The sequence below is a fragment of the Streptomyces sp. NPDC026377 genome, from assembly GCF_055567715.1.
The window spans coordinates 251,622-270,334 of record NZ_JBVHPV010000004.1; the positions used below are offsets into that span (position 1 = coordinate 251,622).

General features: G+C 70.5%; 12 protein-coding genes. 6 read left to right on the forward strand and 6 right to left on the reverse strand.

What is annotated here, in order from left to right:
* Window positions 1–32: 32 nt before the first annotated feature.
* Window positions 33–3,572, reverse strand: a complete 3,540-nt coding sequence (dnaE, locus tag ACZ4MU_RS11455; RefSeq protein WP_467874121.1) for a DNA polymerase III subunit alpha — start codon at window positions 3,570–3,572, stop codon at window positions 33–35.
* 225 nt (window positions 3,573–3,797) lie between these two features.
* On the opposite strand from dnaE, the gene ACZ4MU_RS11460 reads away from it, so the two are divergent.
* The 4 genes from ACZ4MU_RS11460 (at window position 3,798) to ACZ4MU_RS11475 (ending at window position 8,590) form a co-directional block, all read left to right on the forward strand.
* Entirely contained in the window at window positions 3,798–5,171 is a 1,374-nt protein-coding gene (locus ACZ4MU_RS11460) for a DUF2252 domain-containing protein (protein ID WP_467874123.1), read from the forward strand.
* Window positions 5,172–5,217: 46 nt separating this feature from the next.
* Window positions 5,218–5,907, forward strand: a complete 690-nt coding sequence (locus ACZ4MU_RS11465; protein WP_467874126.1) for a hypothetical protein — start codon at window positions 5,218–5,220, stop codon at window positions 5,905–5,907.
* 86 nt (window positions 5,908–5,993) lie between these two features.
* On the forward strand, window positions 5,994–6,806 hold the full coding sequence (locus ACZ4MU_RS11470; RefSeq protein WP_467874129.1) for a DsbA family protein: 813 nt from the start codon (window positions 5,994–5,996) through the stop codon (window positions 6,804–6,806).
* A 131-nt stretch (window positions 6,807–6,937) separates the two neighbouring features.
* On the forward strand, window positions 6,938–8,590 hold the full coding sequence (locus tag ACZ4MU_RS11475; protein WP_467874131.1) for an alkaline phosphatase D family protein: 1,653 nt from the start codon (window positions 6,938–6,940) through the stop codon (window positions 8,588–8,590).
* Between the two features lie 15 nt (window positions 8,591–8,605).
* Here ACZ4MU_RS11475 and ACZ4MU_RS11480 read toward each other — a convergent pair whose 3' ends face one another.
* Window positions 8,606–9,175 carry a dienelactone hydrolase family protein gene (locus ACZ4MU_RS11480; protein WP_467874133.1) on the reverse strand — a complete coding sequence of 190 codons (570 nt, stop codon included), beginning with the start codon at window positions 9,173–9,175 and terminating at the stop codon, window positions 8,606–8,608.
* A gap of 30 nt (window positions 9,176–9,205) precedes the next feature.
* Here ACZ4MU_RS11480 and ACZ4MU_RS11485 point away from each other — a divergent pair, with 30 nt between their 5' ends.
* On the forward strand, window positions 9,206–10,237 hold the full coding sequence (locus ACZ4MU_RS11485) for a mechanosensitive ion channel family protein (RefSeq protein WP_467874135.1): 1,032 nt from the start codon (window positions 9,206–9,208) through the stop codon (window positions 10,235–10,237).
* Window positions 10,238–10,271: 34 nt separating this feature from the next.
* Here the strand turns inward: ACZ4MU_RS11485 and ACZ4MU_RS11490 are convergent, their stop codons facing one another.
* From ACZ4MU_RS11490 to ACZ4MU_RS11505, 4 genes are all read right to left on the reverse strand, one after another.
* Window positions 10,272–11,858 carry a Na+/H+ antiporter gene (locus tag ACZ4MU_RS11490; protein WP_467874138.1) on the reverse strand — a complete coding sequence of 529 codons (1,587 nt, stop codon included), beginning with the start codon at window positions 11,856–11,858 and terminating at the stop codon, window positions 10,272–10,274.
* 152 nt (window positions 11,859–12,010) lie between these two features.
* The gene (locus ACZ4MU_RS11495) at window positions 12,011–12,952 is read right to left on the reverse strand and encodes an RluA family pseudouridine synthase (RefSeq protein WP_467874141.1); all 942 of its coding nucleotides are present in this window, start codon (window positions 12,950–12,952) and stop codon (window positions 12,011–12,013) included.
* Between the two features lie 52 nt (window positions 12,953–13,004).
* Complete coding sequence (gene lspA, locus ACZ4MU_RS11500) at window positions 13,005–13,571, reverse strand: signal peptidase II (RefSeq protein WP_467874143.1); 567 nt, start codon at window positions 13,569–13,571, stop codon at window positions 13,005–13,007.
* 60 nt (window positions 13,572–13,631) lie between these two features.
* A complete protein-coding gene (locus ACZ4MU_RS11505) occupies window positions 13,632–14,891 on the reverse strand; it encodes a TraR/DksA family transcriptional regulator (RefSeq protein WP_467874146.1) in 1,260 nt (419 codons plus the stop codon).
* A gap of 575 nt (window positions 14,892–15,466) precedes the next feature.
* Between ACZ4MU_RS11505 and ileS the strand changes: the two genes are divergently transcribed.
* A complete protein-coding gene (ileS, locus tag ACZ4MU_RS11510) occupies window positions 15,467–18,607 on the forward strand; it encodes an isoleucine--tRNA ligase (RefSeq protein WP_467874148.1) in 3,141 nt (1,046 codons plus the stop codon).
* The last annotated feature ends 106 nt before the right edge of the window (window positions 18,608–18,713 follow it).

Sequence of the window (18,713 nt, forward strand, 5' to 3'; positions counted from 1 at the left end):
TGGAAATAAACCGCTCGACCGCTCCCCGGACCTCAGCCCGCCAGACAGGACGGACCGAGCAGCACCTTCAGATCACCGAAGAGCGCCGGGTCGGGCTGGACCCGGTGCCGGTCGAGCCGCAGCACCGTGGTCTTGCGCGGCCCCTGGAGTTTGATGCGCACCTCGGTGTTGCCCTTGTGGTGGCCGAGAATCTCCCCCAGCCGACTGATCATCGGCGGCGTCACCTTCACCGTCGGGATGGTCAGCACCACCGGGGCGTTGGTCCCCGCCGACGACAGGTCCGGCACCATCAGCTCCATCGCGACCAGGCGCGGGATGTCCTCGCGCTTGTCGAGGCGGCCCTTGACGAAGACCACCGCGTCCTCGACGAGCTGGGTGGAGACCAGCTGGTAGGTCGCCGGGAAGAACATGCACTCGATGGAGCCCGCCAGATCCTCGACGGTGGCGATCGCCCAGGCGTTGCCCTGCTTGGTCATCTTGCGCTGGAGGCCGGAGATGATGCCGCCGATGGTCACCACCGCGCCGTCCGCGTGCTCACCGCCGGTGAGCTGCTGGATGGAGGCGTCGCTCTTGTCGGAGAGCACATGCTCCAGACCGAAGAGCGGGTGGTCCGACACATACAGACCGAGCATCTCCCGCTCCTGGGCGAGCAGATAGGACTTCTCCCACTCCACGTCGGAGAACTCCACGTCCAGGCCGAAGCCCGGCTCGTCGGAGGCCTCGTCGCCCATCCCGCCGAAGAGGTCGAACTGCCCCTCGGCCTCCTTGCGCTTGACCTGCACCACGTTGTCGATCATCGGCTCGAACTGCGCGGTGAGGCCCTTGCGGGTGTGCTTCATCTCGTCGAAGGCGCCGGCCTTGATCAGCGACTCGACCGTCCGCTTGTTGCAGACGACCGCCTCGACCTTGTCCAGGAAGTCGGGGAAGGAGGTGTACTTCCCCTTCGCCTTGCGGGACTTGATGATCGAGTCCACCACGTTCTGACCGACGTTGCGCACGGCCGTCAGCCCGAAGAGGATCACGTCGTCGCCCTGCGCCGAGAAGTTCGACTCGGACTCGTTGACGTTGGGCGGCAGCACCTTGATGCCCATGCGGCGGCACTCGTTGAGGTAGACCGCGGACTTGTCCTTGTCGTCCTTGACCGAGGTCAGCAGGGCCGCCATGTACTCGGCGGGGTGGTTCGCCTTCAGATAGGCGGTCCAGTACGACACGAGGCCGTACGCGGCGGAGTGCGCCTTGTTGAAGGCGTATCCGGCGAAGGGGACCAGGACGTCCCACAGTTTCTGGATGGCCTCGTCGCTGTAGCCGTTCTTCTTGGCGCCGGCCTGGAAGATCGTGAAGTTCTTCGCCAGTTCGTCGGGCTTCTTCTTGCCCATGACGCGGCGCAGGATGTCGGCCTCGCCCAGCGAGTACCCGGCGATGATCTGGGCGGCCTTCTGCACCTGCTCCTGGTACACGATCAGGCCGTAGGTGACGCCGAGGACCTCCCTGAGGGGCTCCTCCAGCTCCGGGTGGATCGGGGTGATCTCCTGCTGCTTGTTCTTGCGCAGCGCGTAGTTCGTGTGCGAGTTCATGCCCATCGGGCCCGGGCGGTAGAGCGCGGACACGGCGGAGATGTCTTCGAAGTTGTCGGGCTTCATCAGCCGCAGCAGGGACCGCATGGGGCCGCCGTCGAACTGGAAGACGCCGAGGGTGTCGCCGCGCTGGAGCAGTTCGAAGGTCTTGGCGTCGTCGAGCGGCAGCCCGAGGAGATCGATGTCGATCCCCTTGTTGGACTTCACCATCTTGACGGCGTCGTCCATGATCGTCAGGTTGCGCAGACCCAGGAAGTCCATCTTCAGCAGGCCGAGCGACTCACAGCTCGGGTAGTCCCACTGGGTGATGGTCACCCCGTCGGTGTGGCGCACCCACACCGGGACATGCTCGGTAATGGTCTCGCTGGACATGATCACGCCGGCGGCGTGCACACCCATCTGACGGACCAGGCCCTCGACGCCCTTGGCGGTGTCGATGACCTTCTTCACGTCCGGCTCGTTCTCGTACATCGAGCGGATCTCACCCGCCTCGCTGTAGCGCGGGTGCTTGGGGTCGGTGATGCCGTTGAGGTCGATGCCCTTGCCCAGGACGTCGGCGGGCATCGCCTTGGTGAGGCGGTCGCCCATCGCGTACGGATAGCCGAGGACGCGCGCGGAGTCCTTGATCGCGTTCTTGGCCTTGATCTTTCCGTAGGTGCCGATCATGGCGACCTTGTCGGCGCCGTACTTCTCGGTCACGTACCGGATCACCTCGACGCGCCTGCGCTCGTCGAAGTCGATGTCGACATCGGGCATCGAGACGCGCTCGGGGTTGAGGAACCGCTCGAAGATCAGGCCGTGCGGGATCGGGTCGAGGTCGGTGATGCCCATCGCGTACGCCACGATCGAACCGGCCGCGGAGCCTCGGCCCGGGCCGACCGCGATGCCCTGCTTCTTGGCCCACATGATGAAGTCGGCGACCACGAGGAAGTAGCCGGGGAAGCCCATCGAGATGATGGTGTCCATCTCGTACTCCGCCTGCTTCATGCGGTCTTCCGGGATGCCGTCCGGGAAGCGGCGGTGCAGGCCCCGCATGGTCTCCTCGCGGAACCAGGTGACCTCGGTGTAGCCCTCGGGGATGTCGAACTTCGGCATGAGGTTCTTCGCCTCGAACATGCCGCTGACGTCGACCTGCTCGGCGACCAGGGCGGTGTTGGCGCAGCCCTGCTGCCAGGCGTCCGAGGCGTCGATCGCGTACATCTCGTCGGTCGACTTCAGGTAGTAACCGGTGCCGTCGAACTTGAAGCGGTCGGGGTCCGAGAGGTTCTTGCCGGTCTGGATGCACAGCAGCGCGTCGTGCGCGGTGGCCTCGTGCGCGTACGTGTAGTGCGAGTCGTTGGTGACCAGGGGCGGGATGCCCAGCTCCTTGCCGATCTTCAGCAGGTCGTCGCGGACCCGGCGCTCGATCTCGATGCCGTGGTCCATCAGTTCCAGGAAGTACCGGTCCTTGCCGAAGATGTCCTGGTAGTCGGAGGCGGCCTGGCGGGCCTCCTCGTACTGCCCCAGGCGCAGCCGGGTCTGGAGCTCGCCGGATGGGCAGCCGGTGGAGGCGATCAGACCCTCCGACCACTTGGAGATGGTCTCCTTGTCCATCCGGGGCCACTTCTGGAGCCAGCCCTCGGCGTACGCGTCGGAGGAGAGGCGGAAGAGGTTGTGCAGGCCCGTCGCGTTCGCCGCCCAGATCGTCTTGTGGGTGTAACCACCCGAACCGGACACGTCGTCGCGCTTCTGGTGCGGCTGGCCCCACTGGATCTTGCGCTTGTTGCGGCGGGACTCGGGCGCCACGTACGCCTCGATGCCGATGATCGGGGTGACCCCCGCCTTCTTCGCCGAGTGGAAGAAGTCGTACGCCCCGTGCAGGTTGCCGTGGTCGGACATCGCGATGTGCGTCATGCCCATCTCGTTGCACGCGTCGAACATGTCCTTGAGCCGCGCGGCACCGTCCAGCAGCGAGTACTGGGTGTGTACGTGAAGGTGCGTGAACGGCGGCTTCGACACGGTGGGGGCCTCCATGGCGGGGAGAGGGGGGACAGCCTGGAAGTCTACGTCGGCCGACTGACAGCCCGCGGGGGAACCGCTGCGGCTCACGGCTCACGGCCGGGGGGAGGCGGGCGGGGGGCGCCGGGCACTCCGGGGTACGGTCACGCGTTGGAAGGGGCGGAACCACCCGTCCCATCCGTTGCGCATCACCACCCGCACGTACGTACCAGGAGGCACCCGGCGATGTCGGTCCCGCAGCACACCGCCGATGAGCGCGGCGAGCAGATCCTCTCCGTCTTCGGCACCGCCTTCGGCGAGCTCCTGGCCGCCGACCCGGCCGCCTTCCGGGTCAAGTTCCGCAAGATGGCGGCCTCCGCGTTCGCCTTCTACCGGGGCACGGCCTGCCTGTTCTACGCGGACCTGGACGCGGAGAACGCCGGGCGCGGCGGCGGGAGCGTCCACAGCGGGCCGTACCTGGACGAGCGCACCGGCCGGGTGTGGATCCACGGCGACCTGCACGCCGAGAACTTCGGTACGTACATGGACGCCAACGGCCGGCTGATCTTCAATGTGAACGACTTCGACGAGGCGTACGTGGGCCCCTTCACCTGGGACCTCAGGCGCTTCGCCGCCTCCCTGGCCCTGATCGGCCACGCCAAGGCGCTCAGCGACGACCAGATCACCGGGCTGGTGCGGATCTACGCCGGCGCCTACCGCGAGCGGATCCACGCCCTGGCCGCCGGTGCCAAGGGGGACGAGGTGCCCTCCTTCACCCTGGACACCGCCGAGGGGCCGCTGCTCGGCGCCCTGCGCTCGGCACGCGCGCGTACGCGCTTCGCACTGCTCGACTCCATGACCGAGATCCGCGAGTACGAGCGCCGCTTCGCCGAGGGCGACGGCTCGATCGAGCTGGACGCGGCCACCCGCTACAAGGTCCTGGCCGCCTTCGACGGCTATCTGGAGACGCTGCCGGACTCCAGCCTGCTGCGCCCGGACTCCTACCGGGTCAAGGACGTGGTGGGGCGGCGCGGCATCGGGATCGGCTCGGCCGGTCTGCCCTCGTACAACATCCTCCTGGAGGGCCACAGCGACGCGCTGGAGAACGACGTCGTGATCTACATGAAGCAGGCCCAGACCCCGGCCGTCTCCCGGCACGTCACCGACCCGGCGGTGCGCGGCTACTTCCAGCACGAGGGCCACCGCACGGTGATCTCGCAGCGCGCCCTCCAGGCCGCCGCCGACCCGTGGCTGGGCTGGACGGAGATCGAAGAGGGAGGGCGCCGGGTCGGCCAGCTGGTCGCCGAGGTGTCGCCGTACGCGGTGGACCTGGACTGGTCGGACATCGACGACCCCGAGCAGATAGCGGCGGTCGTCGCCGACCTCGGCCGCGCCACCGCGACCATGCACGCGGCGGCGGACGACGAGAGCGGCCACTCGGAGCTGGTGCCGTTCTCCACCGAGCGGGCCATCGACGCGGCGATCGCGGCCGACGAGGAGGGCTTCGCGGGCCTGCTCGTGGACTTCGCGCACGACTACGGCGCGCGGGCGCGGGCGGACCACCAGATCTTCGTCGACCTGTTCCGTAACGGTCGGATTCCGGGTCTTCGGTCTCACTGAATTCTTAGGCTCCGCCGACAGCGGGCCGTGGCAGACTTCAGCACCGATGGACGTATCAGGGACCCGGCTCAGAGCGGCACGCGCGGCGCTTTTCACGGCGCTCGTCGTGGCGCTCTCCAGCGCGTCCCACGTCCTGCTCTCCCACGTCCCGCTGCCGGCGGGGCTGGTCGCGGGCGCGGCCGGCGCCGTGTTCCTGATCGCGTACGCGCTCGCCGGCCGTGAGCGCGGCTTCTGGTCGATCGCGGGACTGCTCGTCCCGCTGGAGCTGGCCGCCGACACCGTCTTCTCGACCGGCCAGCACGTCTGCTACGGGCCCTCCGGCGGCCCGGTCGCGGGCGCCCTGCGGTCGGTGGGCGTGGACGTGCTGTGCGGCGGGAGCATGGGCGCCGAGCTGCCGGGCGTCGCCGGGTCCCGGGCGAGCGCGGCCGCGCTCCTCGGCGGCCCCGGGCCCGCCGTGCCCTGGCTGCTGCTCGCCGCGCACGTGACGGTCGGGCTGCTGGCCGCGGCCTGGCTGCGGCGCGGCGAGGCAGCCCTGGCGCGCCTGGTGCGCACGGTCGGGGTGCTGGCGTTCCGGCCGCTGCTCCTCGCGGTCGCCGTGGTGGGCGGCGCGGTCCGCCCCTCGCGGGCGCGGACGCGGCCCGTGCGGCGCGCGGACCCGCCCTCGCGCGCCCGGCTGCTCGTGCACTGCGTGGGGCGGCGGGGACCGCCCCCCGCCGCGCTGCTCCCGGCCGTCTGAGCGACGGCCCCGCCGAGCACACGCGGCCCCCGCACGGGCCCCCAGCACTTCTCACCTGCCCCACCTGTCACACGGAGAAAACGATCATGAGCAAGCGCAACAGCCAGGCCAGCAAGGCAGCCGCCCGTGAGCGGCTGCGACTGGAGCGCGAGCGCCAGGCCAAGAAGGACAAGGTGCGCCGCCAGGTGGTCGTGGCCGCCTCGATCGTCGGCGTCCTCGCGATAGCCGGTGGTATCGGCTACGCGGTCATGCAGGCCAACAAGCCCGGCGAGTGGGACGCGGCGAAGGACAAGACGCTGGTCAAGCCCGCCAACACCACGGGCGCCGACGGCACCACCGTCGTCATCGGCAAGCCGGGCGCCAAGAAGACCCTGGAGATGTACGAGGACCCGCGCTGCCCGGTCTGCTCGGTCTTCGAGCAGCAGGTCGGCGCCACGGTCAAGAAGGACGTCGACGCCGGCAAGTACAAGGTCCAGTTCATCGGCGCCACCTTCATCGACAACGGCAGCCCGGGCACCGGCTCCAAGAACGCGCTCAGCGCGCTGGGCGCCGCGCTCAACGTGAGCCCCGAGGCGTTCATGGAGTACAAGGCACAGCTCTACTCGGCCAAGTGGCACCCGGCCGAGACCAGCGACAAGTTCGCCAAGGACGACTACCTGCTCCAGGTCGCCGACAGCGTCCCGGCGCTCAAGGGCAACGCCAAGTTCCAGAAGGACGTGCAGGACGGCACGTTCGACAAGTGGGCGCTCACCATGTCGAAGAAGTTCGACGACAGCGGTGTGACCGCGACGCCGACCCTGAAGATGGACGGCAAGAAGATCACCGGTGCGGGCAGCGACAACGCCCCGCAGGACCCGGCCGCGTTCACCGCCGCCATCGACAAGGCCCTGAAGGGCTGACCGGTCCCTCCCGGGTCCCGCCCGCGGCCGCCTGGCGCTGACGTACGCTCAGGTGGCCGCGGGCGGACGGGCGGACAAACATCTGCCGCGACCCTGCCCGTTCGCTCTACCCATCAGTAAGGTGTCCGGCTGTGACCAGTCGATTCACCTCCTCAACTCCCACGCGCCGCACGGTCGTCAAGGCCGCCGCCGCCACCGCCGTCGTCGCCGCGCCCCTGGTGGCCGGCGCGACCGCCGCCGCCGCGGACTCCGCCGCGGCCCCCGCCTTCCTGCACGGCGTCGCCTCCGGCGACCCGCTGCCCGACGGCATCCTGCTGTGGACCCGGGTCACCCCCGCTCCCGACGCGGTGCCGGGCTCGGGCAAGGGCCCGGACACCGAAGTCACCTGGGAGATGGCCGAGGACAAGGGCTTCGCCCGAATAGTGGCGCGGGGCAGCACGACGGCCACCGCCGCCGCCGACCACACCGTCAAGGCCGATGTGCGCGGTCTGCGCCCGGCGACGGCGTACTGGTACCGGTTCGCCGCGGGCGGCGTCTCCTCCCCCGCCGGCCGGACCCTGACCGCCCCCGCCACGGACGCGGCGGCCGCCAACGTCCGCTTCGGCGTGGTCTCCTGCGCCAACTGGGAGTCGGGCTACTTCTCCCCCTACCGTCATCTCGCCGCACGGGCCGACCTGGACGCGGTGCTGCACCTGGGCGACTACATCTACGAGTACGCCTCGGGCGCCTATCCGGAGGCGAAGTACGTCGTACGGCAGCACGAGCCGGCCCACGAGATCCTGAACCTGGCGGACTACCGCACCCGCCACGGCAAGTACAGGACGGACGCCGACCTCCAGGCGATGCACCAGGCCCACCCGGTGATCGCGATCTGGGACGACCACGAGTTCGCCAACGACGCCTGGTCGGGCGGCGCGGAGAACCACACGCCCGGTTCCGAGGGCGACTGGGCGGCGCGCGTGGCGGCCGCCAAGCAGGCCTACTTCGAGTGGATGCCGGTCCGCCCGTCCACCGCGGGCACCACCTACCGGCGCATCCGCTACGGCAAGCTGGCCGATCTGCACCTGCTCGACCTGCGCTCCTTCCGCTCCCAGCAGGCGAGCGTGGGCAGCGGCAAGGTGGACGACCCCGAGCACACCATCACCGGGCGCGCCCAGCTGGACTGGCTCAAGTCGGGGCTCTCCGCCTCGAACGCCGCCTGGCAGCTGGTCGGCACCTCGGTGATGATCTCCCCGGTCGCCTTCGGCGCGCTGCCGGCCGAGCTGACCGCCCCGCTGGCGGAGCTGCTGGGCCTGCCCAAGGAGGGCATCGCCATCAACGTCGACCAGTGGGACGGCTACACGGACGACCGCCGCGAGCTCCTGGCCCACCTGGTCGACAACGGCATCGAGAACACCGTCTTCCTCACCGGCGACATCCACATGGCCTGGGCCAACGACGTCCCCGTCAAGGCGGGCACCTACCCGCTGTCGAAGTCGGCGGGCACCGAGTTCGTGGTGACGTCGGTCACCTCCGACAACCTCGACGAGATGCTCCACGTCGCCCCGCACACCCTGTCGCTGGTCGCCGCGGCCGCCATCAAGGCCGCCAACCGCCATGTGAAGTGGGTCGACATGGACGGCCACGGCTACGGCGTCCTCGACGTCGACGCCCAGCGCTCGCAGATGGACTACTACACGGTGTCCGACAAGCGCAGGCAGGACGCCACGTCCTCGTGGACCCGCTCGTACCGGACGCTCAGCGGCAGCCAGAAGGCCGAGCGGGTCTACTCGCCGGTGGTCTGACCCCCGCGCCGCGCCCTACAGCGACGCCAGGAAGGCGAGCGCGGTGGTCCAGCTCTGCTCGGCCGCCGCCTCGTCGTAGTCCGGCAGTTCGCGGTCGGTGTACAGGTGCCCGGCGCCCGGGTACCGGTACACCTCCGCGTCGGCGCCGATCCTGCCCATGCGCAGGTACCACGTGTTCAGCCAGTCATGCGTCTCGAACGGGTCCGGGTCGGCCACATGGAGCTGCACGGGCAACTCGTCCACCGAGGCGTCCTCGGCGATGTCGGCGGTGCCGTGGAGGAGCAGCAGTCCACGGGCCTTCTCGTCGCCCAGCGCGAGGGTCTGGGCGAGCGAGCCGCCGAGCGAGAACCCGGCGTAGACCAGGCCCTCGTCGGAGTGCGGGGCGGCGGCCGCGATCGCCCGCTTCAGCAGTTCGTCGTTGCCGATCCCGTCCCGGATCGTCATGCCCTCCTCCACCGTCCCCGCGGTGCGCCCGTCATAGAGATCGGGTACGTGCACCAGGTGTCCGGCGGCGCGCAGCCGGTCGGCCGCCTCGTGCACGGCGGGCCGCAGGCCGTATGCCGAATGGAAAAGCATGATGTTCATGGAGCCATGGTGCCAGTTACGGTCGGGGGCATGGAGAACGTACTGCGCCCGTTGATCGTCATCGGTGGCTCGGTCGTGCTCACGCTGGCCCTCGTGTGGCTGGCCGACCGACTGCTCCGCCAGACCGATGCCCGGCACAGCGAGACCCCGTTGTGGGGCCTGCTGCGCCGCTGCCGCCTTCCCTTGCAGGTCGTCGTCCTGACCGCCCTGCTGAGAGGGACCTACCTCCAGATCAAATGGGCACCCGTCCAGGACCACCAGGCCGGCCTCGGCCAGACCCTCTCGCTCGTCCTCATCGGGGCGAGCGCCTGGCTGGTGGTACGGATCGCCACGGCGGTCGTCGAGGCGTCGTACACGCGGTACGCGGCCTCGGCGCACGACGCGGCCCGGGTCCGCCGGGTCCGTACGCAGGTGACGCTCATCCAGCGTGTGGTGACGGCCATCGTGGGCGTCGTCGCGGTCGCGGCGATGCTGCTGACCTTCCCCGCGATGCGGACGGCCGGGACCTCGATCCTCGCCTCCGCGGGCATCATCGGCATCGTGGCCGGTGTGGCCGCCCAGTCGACGCTCGGCAATCTCTTCGCGGGGCTGCAGATCGCGTTCGGCGACATGGTGCGGATAGGGGACACGGTCGTGGTGGACGGCGAGTGGGGCACGGTCGAGGAGATCACCCTGACCTTCCTGGCCGTCCGCACCTGGGACGAGCGCCGACTGACCATGCCGGTCTCGTACTTCACGAGCAAGCCGTTCGAGAACTGGTCGCGCGGCGGGGTGCAGATGACCGGCACGGTCTTCCTCCACCTCGACCACGCGGCCCCGGTGGCGCTGATGCGCGAGAAGCTCACCGACATCCTCAAGGAGTGCCCGGCCTGGGACGGCCGTGAGGGCGACCTCGCCGTCACCGACACCACCCCGTCCACGATCGTGGTGCGCGCCACGGTCACCGCGAAGGACGCGAGCGACCTCTGGACGGTCCGCTGCGCCGTCCGCGAGGAGATGGTGGCCTGGCTCCACGACCGCCACCCCGAGTCGCTGCCGCGCATCAACACCGACCGGATATGACCGCCGGGCGGGGGGCCGGTGCCCCCCGCCCCCCTCACTTCAGGCTGCGCACGTCCAGCTGGCGCAGCACGCGGTCCACGATCTCGGGGTCGGCCCCGGGCTCGCTGCGCGCGGCCAGGACCTCGTGCCGGGCCGCCGACATCATCTCGCGCTGGATCCGCTGGATGGTCCGCAGCCGCTCGACCCGCTTCGCGTACGCCTCGCGCCGCTCCTCGTCGACCATGTCCGGGCTCAGCCGCGCCCCCACGTCGTACGCCCGGCGCAGGAGCTGCTCCATGACCTCCTCGGGCAGCTCCTCCACGTCCTCGATCTCCCGCAGCCGCCGCTTGGCGGCCTTGGCCGCGCGGACCGCGAGCTCGCGCTCCAGGGCCCGTTCGGCGTCGGTGTCGGCCTGGACGCCGAGCCGGCGCACCAGCGCCGGCAGGGTGAGGCCCTGGACCACCAGCGTCGCCATGATCACGCAGAAGGCGATGAAGACGATCTCGTCGCGGGCGGGGAAGGGCGAGCCGTTCTCGGTGGTGAACGGGATGGCGAGGGCGAGCGCCACGGAGGCGACGCCGCGCATCCCCGCCCACCACATGACGATCGTCTCCCGCCAGGTGGTGGGGATCTCCTCGTCGTAGTCCCGCAGCGTGTGCAGTCGTTTGGCGAGCCAGGTGGCGGGAAGCAGCCACAGCAGCCGTACGCCGACGACGACCCCGACCACCACCGCGCCCCAGCCCGCCATCTCGCCGAGGCGGCCGGTGGCGGTGCCGAACACGTTGTGCAGTTCCAGACCGATGAGCCCGAACGCGATCCCCGTCACCAGGGTGTCGACGACCTGCCAGAACGTGGCCCCGGCCAGCCGCCCCTGGACGTCGTCGGCGTCCACCGCGTGCTCCGCCAGGAACAGCGCCAGAGTGAGCACCGCGAGCACCCCCGAGCCGCCGAACTCCTCGGCCAGCACATAGCCGACGAACGGCACGAGGAGCGTGAGGCCGATCTGGAGCGTGGCGTCGTCGAGCAGCCCCATCAGCTTGTTGGCCGTCCAGCCCAGGACAAGCCCGACCACGAGCGCCACCACGGCGGAGAGCACCAGTTTGCCCACCGCGTCCGGCCAGGAGAAGTCGCCGCTGACCGCGGCGGCGATCGCCACGTGGTAGAGCACGATCGCGGTGACGTCGTTGAAGAGTCCCTCGCCCTCCAGGATCGACACCAGCCGCCGGGGCAGCCCGAGCGAACCGGCGACGGCGGTGGCGGCGACCGGGTCGGGCGGCGCCACCAGGGCGCCCAGCGCGACGGCGGCGGCGATCGGCAGCCCCGGCACGATGGCGTGTGCCACGGCCGCGACCGCGGCCGTGGTGACGAACACCAGGGCCACCGCGAGCAGCAGGATCGGCCGGACGTTGGCCGCGAACTGCCGCCAGGAGGTGCGCTGGACCGAGGCGTACAGCAGCGGCGGCAGCACAAGCGGAAGGATGAAGTCCGGCGGCACGTCGACGTTCGGGACGAACGGCAGCAGGGCGAGGACACCGCCGAGGAGCGTCATCAGGACCGGCGCGGGAAGCCCCAGCCGGTTCCCGACCGGCACCGTGACCACGGCTCCGAGCAGGAGCACGAACATCAGGGCGAGCTGGTCCACGAAGGCCCTCCGGCGGCGAGGCGATCAAGAACCTCCAGCGTGCCACGCGGCTGCCGTCCGGGCCTCGGCTCACGGGCCGTGCGTGGCCGATCGCACAGGTCGCCGGGCCTGGCCGGAGTCTGGCCGGGGTTTCGGCGCCTACGCCCGGGGCGTCACTCGCTCTCCGCCCGGATCACGTCCAGCGCGTGCTGGAGGTCGTCCGGGTAGTCGCTCGCGAACTCGACCCAGCCGCCGTCCGACGGGTGCTCGAAGCCGAGCCGCACCGCGTGCAGCCACTGCCGGGTCAGACCGAGCCGCTTGGCGATCGTGGGGTCCGCGCCGTACGTCAGGTCGCCGACGCACGGGTGGCGGTGGGCGGACATGTGCACGCGGATCTGGTGCGTACGCCCCGTCTCCAGCTTGATGTCGAGCAGCGAGGCCGCCCGGAACGCCTCGATCAGGTCGTAGTGCGTCACCGACGGCTTGCCCTCGGCCGTGACCGCCCACTTGTAGTCGTGGTTGGGGTGGCGGCCGATGGGCGCGTCGATCGTGCCGCTCATCGGGTCCGGGTGGCCCTGCACCAGGGCGTGGTAGCGCTTGTCCACGACGCGGTCGTGGAACTGGCGCTTCAGATACGTGTACGCCCGCTCGGACTTGGCGACGACCATCAGCCCCGAGGTGCCGACGTCGAGCCGGTGGACGATGCCCTGGCGCTCGGCGGCGCCCGAGGTGGAGATCCGGTACCCGGCCGCCGCGAGACCGCCGATGACCGTCGTCCCCGTCCAGCCCGGGCTGGGGTGGGCGGCGACGCCGACCGGCTTCACGATGACGACGATGTCGTCGTCGTCGTGCACGATCTCCATGCCCTCGACCGGCTCGGCCACGATCTGCACCGGCGCGGGCGCCTGGGGCATCTCGACCTCCAGCCACGCGCCCCCGTGGACCCGCTCGGACTTGCCCACCACCGAGCCGTCGACCTGGACCTTCCCCGCCGCCGCGAGCTCGGCCGCCTTCGTACGGGAGAACCCGAACATGCGGGAGATGGCGGCGTCGACGCGCTCGCCCTCCAGGCCATCGGGAACGGGCAGGGTGCGGATCTCGGGAAACGTACTCACCCGTCGAGTATGCCTTGCCCCACCGACATCCCCGTCCGCCCGAGGACCGGGATCAGTCCTTGTGGACCGTTCCGTCCGGGTCCAGGCCCCGGAACGAGAGGATCACGATGAGGAAGCCGCCGCAGACGATCGCGGAGTCGGCCAGGTTGAAGACGGCGAAGTGGGCGGGTGCGATGAAGTCGACGACCGCGCCCTCGAAGACGCCCGGGGAGCGGAAGATCCGGTCGGTCAGGTTGCCGAGCGCGCCGCCGAGCAGCAGACCCAGCGCGATCGCCCACGGCAGGCTGTAGAGCTTGCGGGCCAGCCGGACGATCACCGCGATCACCGTCGCCGCGATCACCGTGAAGATCACGGTGAAGGCCTCGCCCATGCCGAACGCGGCGCCCGGGTTACGGATCGCCTCCAGCTTCAGCAGGTCGCCCACGACGTCGATGGGCTCGTGGTGCTCCAGCTTGGCCACCACGAGCATCTTGCTGCCGAGGTCGAGCAGGTACGCGAGGAGCGCCACCACGAACAGGACGGCGATCCTGCGCCCGCCCCGGGGCCGCTCGTCGGGAGCCGCGGCCCCCTCGGGCCCTTCTACGTCCGGCGTACCGATGATGCGCTCCGCCTCTGCCACGTGAGTCCCTCAACCCTAGGTACCTGACTGGGGACGAGCGTACGACACGCGCGTACGGACTCAGCCCCGGCGTTCCTGCTTCTGCTTGTCCTCCACACAGAGGGTCGCGCGCGGGAAGGCCTGCATCCGCGCCTTGCCGATGGGATTGCCGCAGACCTCGCAGTAGCCGTACGTACCGGCATCGAGCCGTTCCAGCGCCCGCTCGGTCTGCTCCAGCATCTCGCGCGCGTTGGCGGCGAGCGCCATCTCGTGCTCGCGGGTGATGTTCTTGGTCCCGGTGTCGGCGTCGTCGTCGCCCGCGCCGTCCCCGGAGTCCCGCATCAGCCCGCTCAAGGCGGCCTCGGAGGCCTCGATCTCGGCCCGCAGCCGCGAGACCTCGCCGGTCAGCTCGGTGCGCGCCTCGGCGACCTCCTCGGGCGTCCACGGGTCCTCCCCTGGCCGCACCGGCAGCTCGCCGGGCACCCCGGCGACGACCGCCCGGGCCTTCGGCACGGCCGAGGCCGCCGTGGACTTCCTGGTCGCGGCCTCGCCGGCCGTGTTCTTGGCAACCACGTTCTCGGTTCCCCTCTGCTCCGCGGCCTCGGCCGCCCCCTGGGCCGCCGTGGCGGCCGTCTTCGCTGCCCCACCGGCAGCCTTGCCCGCGCCCGCCCGCCCGACGCCCGCCTTGCCACCAGCGGCCTTACCGGACGCCGCGGTCTTCTGGGCGGCGGCTCCCTCGACCGGGGCCGCCTTCTTGGCGACAGCCTTACCGGCGGACGCGGTCTTGGTAGCGACAGCCTTGTCGGCGGACGCGGTCTTCGTAGCGACAGCCTTCTTGGCGGACGCCGTCTTCTTGGCTACAGCCTTGTCGGCCGACGCCGTCTTCTTGGCGGCAGCCTTCTTGGCCGGGGCCGTCTTGTCGACAGCGGCTTTCTCGGCCACGGGGTTCTCGGCCACCGTCTCCTTGGCCGAGGCCTTCTTGGCTGCGGTCTTCTTGGGTCCGGCCTTGTCGGCTACGGCTTTCTTGGCCGGGGCCTTCTTGGCCGGGGCCTTCTTGGCCGGGGCCTTCTTGGCGCCGGGCTCGTCGGCCACGGCTTTCTTGGCCGGGGCCTTCTTGGCGCCGGGCTCGTCGGCCACGGCTTTCTTGGCCGCGGCCTTCTTCACCGAAGACGCCGTCTTCTTGGCCGCGGCTTTCTTTGCCACGGCCTTCTTCGGGACCGCCTCCTTCTTGGCCGGCGCCTGCTTCTTGGCCGCCGCCTGCTTCCCGGACGCGGACCCGCTCTCCGTGGCCGCGGCCACCACGGCGTCCTCGGACGCCAACGCGGTCTTCCCTGCCACCATGGCCGCGGCCCCTTCACATATTGTGATCTTGCTCGCGCATCGTGCTGGGACGATAAATCGACCCCAGGCCCGCGGCAACGGGGCACGCCGCCGGTCCACCCCCGCCCGACGTGCCCGGAGGGGAACCTGCATCCGTTGTGCCCAGCTCTCCGGCCGGTAATCCGCCACACGGGCGGCACCGGATCCCACCCGCCCACGTATGCCCATTCGGGTCATCCGCGCGCGCGTGGCGGCCCGGACGGGGCCCCGCCGAATATCCGGTCCGCCGCTGTCGGTGCGGGCCCTTACACTGGGCGCAGCGAGAGGCGTGAATGGGACGAGTAGCGTCGTACGCAGCCAAGAGCGATCCGGGGACGGTGGGAGCCCGGAGGCGAGCGCGATGTGAAGATCACCCCGGAGCCGCCGGAAGAAAGCACCCCCGGGTGCGAGTAGAACCGGCTTCGCGACCCCAATGAGGGGGCGGTGTCCCGTACACCGCCAAGGAGGGTGGTACCGCGGGAGCGCGGGGCCGTAGGACGGCCGCAGCTCTCGTCCCTCCGACGGAAACGTACGACGATCCGCCGGAGGATGTACGGATGTCGCAGTACCGCCAGGTGCCCGCCCAGGTCGACCTGCCCGCGCTGGAGCACGCCGTGCTCGACTTCTGGCGCGAGGCCAAGGTCTTCGCCAAGAGTCTCGAGCAGTCCGAGGGCCGCCCCGAGTGGGTGTTCTACGAGGGCCCGCCGACCGCCAACGGCATGCCCGGCGCCCACCACATCGAGGCCCGCGTCTTCAAGGACGTCTTCCCCCGCTTCCGGACCATGCAGGGCTACCACGTGGCCCGCAAGGCCGGCTGGGACTGCCACGGCCTGCCGGTCGAGCTCGCCGTCGAGAAGGAGCTCGGCTTCAACGGCAAGAAGGACATCGAGGCGTACGGCATCGCCGAGTTCAACGCCAAGTGCCGCGAGTCGGTGACCCGCCACACCGACGCCTTCGCCGAGCTCACGACCCGGATGGGCTACTGGGTCGACCTGGACGACGCCTACCGGACCATGGACCCCGAGTACGTGGAGTCCGTCTGGTGGTCCCTGAAGGAGATCTTCAACAAGGGCCTGCTCACCCAGGACCACCGCGTCGCCCCCTGGTGCCCCCGCTGCGGCACCGGCCTGTCCGACCACGAGCTGGCGCAGGGGTACGAGACGGTCGTCGACCCCTCGGTCTTCGTCCGCTTCCCGCTGACCGGCGGCCCCCTCGCGGGCGAGGCGGCGCTCCTGGTCTGGACGACCACGCCCTGGACGCTGGTCTCCAACACCGCCGTGGCCGCGCACCCCGACGTCACGTACGTGGTCGCCACCAACGGCGAGGAGAAGCTGGTCGTCGCCCAGCCGCTGCTGGAGAAGGCGCTCGGCGAGGGCTGGGAGGCCACCGGGCAGACCTTCACCGGCGCCGAGATGGAGCGCTGGACCTACCAGCGCCCCTTCGAGCTCATCGAGTTCCCCGAGCCCGCGCACTACGTGGTGAACGCCGAGTACGTGACGACCGAGGACGGTACGGGCCTGGTCCACCAGTCCCCCGCCTTCGGCGCCGACGACCTCCTGGTCTGCAAGGCGTACGGCCTGCCGGTGGTGAACCCGGTCCGCCCCGACGGCACCTTCGAGGAGGAGGTCCCGCTGGTCGGCGGTGTCTTCTTCAAGAAGGCCGACGAGAAGCTGACCGCCGACCTGGCCGAGCGCGGTCTGCTCTTCCGCCACGTCCCGTACGAGCACAGCTACCCGCACTGCTGGCGCTGCCACACCGCGCTGCTCTACTACGCGCAGCCGTCGTGGTACATCCGCACCACCGCCGTCAAGGACGCGATGCTGCGGGAGAACGAGAAGACCAACTGGTTCCCGGACTCCGTCAAGCAGGGCCGCTTCGGCGACTGGCTGAACAACAACATCGACTGGGCGCTCTCCCGCAACCGCTACTGGGGCACCCCGCTGCCGATCTGGCGCTGCGAGGACGACCACCTGACCTGCGTCGGCTCGCGCGCCGAGCTGAGCGAGCTGTCCGGCACCGACCAGAGCGCGCTCGACCCGCACCGCCCGTTCATCGACGACATCACCTTCACGTGCACGGCCGAGGGCTGCTCGCACACGGCGGTCCGCGTCCCCGAGGTCATCGACGCCTGGTACGACTCGGGCTCGATGCCGTTCGCGCAGTGGGGCTATCCGTACAAGAACAAGGAACTGTTCGAGAGCCGTTACCCGGCTCAGTTCATCTCCGAGGCCATCGACCAGACCCGAGGCTGGTTCTACACGCTGATGGCGGTCGGCACGCTGGTCTTCGACAAGTCGTCGTACGAGAACGTGGTCTGCCTGGGCCACATCCTCGCCGAGGACGGCCGCAAGATGTCCAAGCACCTGGGCAACATCCTCCAGCCCATCCCGCTCATGGACCAGCACGGCGCGGACGCGGTCCGCTGGTTCATGGCGGCCGGCGGCTCCCCGTGGGCGGCGCGCCGCGTGGGCCACGGCACCATCCAGGAGGTCGTCCGCAAGACGCTCCTCACGTACTGGAACACGGTGGCCTTCCAGGCGCTGTACGCGCGCACGTCCGACTGGGCGCCGAGCGCGGCCGACCCGGCCCCGGCGGAGCGCACGGTCCTGGACCGCTGGCTGCTGAGCGAGCTGAACACGCTGGTGGACCAGGTGACGCAGGCGCTGGAGGCGTACGACACGCAGCGCGCCGGCAAGCTCCTCTCCTCCTTCGTGGACGACCTGTCCAACTGGTACGTGCGCCGCTCGCGGCGCCGGTTCTGGCAGGGCGACAAGGCGGCGCTGCGCACGCTGCACGACGTGGTGGAGACCGTGACGCGGCTGCTGGCCCCGCTCACGCCGTTCATCACCGAGCGGGTGTGGCAGGACATGGTGGTGCCGGTGACGCCGGGCGCGCCGGAGTCCGTGCACCTCTCCTCCTGGCCGAAGGCGGACGCCTCGGCGATCGACCCGGCGCTGTCGCGGCAGATGCTGCTGGTGCGGCGTCTGGTGGAGCTCGGCCGCGCCACGCGCGCGGAGTCGGGCGTCAAGACGCGCCAGCCGCTCTCGCGCGCGCTGGTGGCCGTGGCGGGCTTCGAATCCCTCTCTCCGGAGCTGCACGCGCAGATCACGGAGGAGCTGAACGTCTCGTCCCTGGCGTCCCTGTCCGAGGTCGGCGGCTCGCTGGTCGACACCACGGCCAAGGCGAACTTCCGTGCCCTGGGCAAGCGGTTCGGCAAGGGCGTCCAGGACGTGGCCAAGGCGGTCGCGGCGGCGGACGCGGCGGCGCTCTCGGCGTCCCTGCGGGACACCGGGGCGGCGACGGTCGAGGTGGGCGGCGAGCAGGTGGTGCTGGCCCCCGACGAGGTGATCATCACCGAGACGCCGCGCGAGGGCTGGTCGGTGGCGTCCGACTCGGGCGCGACGGTCGCCCTCGACCTGGAGATCACACCGGAGCTGCGGCTGGCGGGTCTGGCCCGGGACGCGATCCGGCTGATCCAGGAGGCGCGCAAGAACAGCGGGCTGGATGTGGCGGACCGGATCGCGGTGCGGTGGGAGTCGTCGGACGCGGAGGTCGTCTCGGCGCTGAGCGCGCACGCGGAGCTGATCGCGGAGGAGGTTCTGGCGACGGAGTACGCGTCCGGGGCGGGGGACGACACCTACGGCGCCCCGTTCACGGACGAGCCCCTGTCCCTGACGTTCCGCCTGCGCAAGGCGTAGCACTCCCCCGGGGGCCGGTGCGCGACGCGCCGTCCGGGCAGGTGGTAGCACTCTCGCCCGGGTAGGGGGAGCGCTCCCGCCCGGGCCCGTAGGCCACGTTCCGCCT

Excerpts from the sequence above, each read along its gene's own strand:
- ACZ4MU_RS11460 (WP_467874123.1), top strand. The coding sequence starts at position 3,798 with ATGTCGGTCCCGCAGCACACCGCCGATGAGCGCGGCGAGCAGATCCTC.
- ACZ4MU_RS11470 (WP_467874129.1), top strand. The coding sequence starts at position 5,994 with ATGAGCAAGCGCAACAGCCAGGCCAGCAAGGCAGCCGCCCGTGAGCGG.
- ACZ4MU_RS11465 (WP_467874126.1), top strand. The coding sequence starts at position 5,218 with ATGGACGTATCAGGGACCCGGCTCAGAGCGGCACGCGCGGCGCTTTTC.
- ileS (WP_467874148.1), top strand. The coding sequence starts at position 15,467 with ATGTCGCAGTACCGCCAGGTGCCCGCCCAGGTCGACCTGCCCGCGCTG.
- ACZ4MU_RS11485 (WP_467874135.1), top strand. The coding sequence starts at position 9,206 with ATGGAGAACGTACTGCGCCCGTTGATCGTCATCGGTGGCTCGGTCGTG.
- ACZ4MU_RS11505 (WP_467874146.1), bottom strand. The coding sequence starts at position 14,891 with ATGGTGGCAGGGAAGACCGCGTTGGCGTCCGAGGACGCCGTGGTGGCC.
- ACZ4MU_RS11480 (WP_467874133.1), bottom strand. The coding sequence starts at position 9,175 with ATGAACATCATGCTTTTCCATTCGGCATACGGCCTGCGGCCCGCCGTG.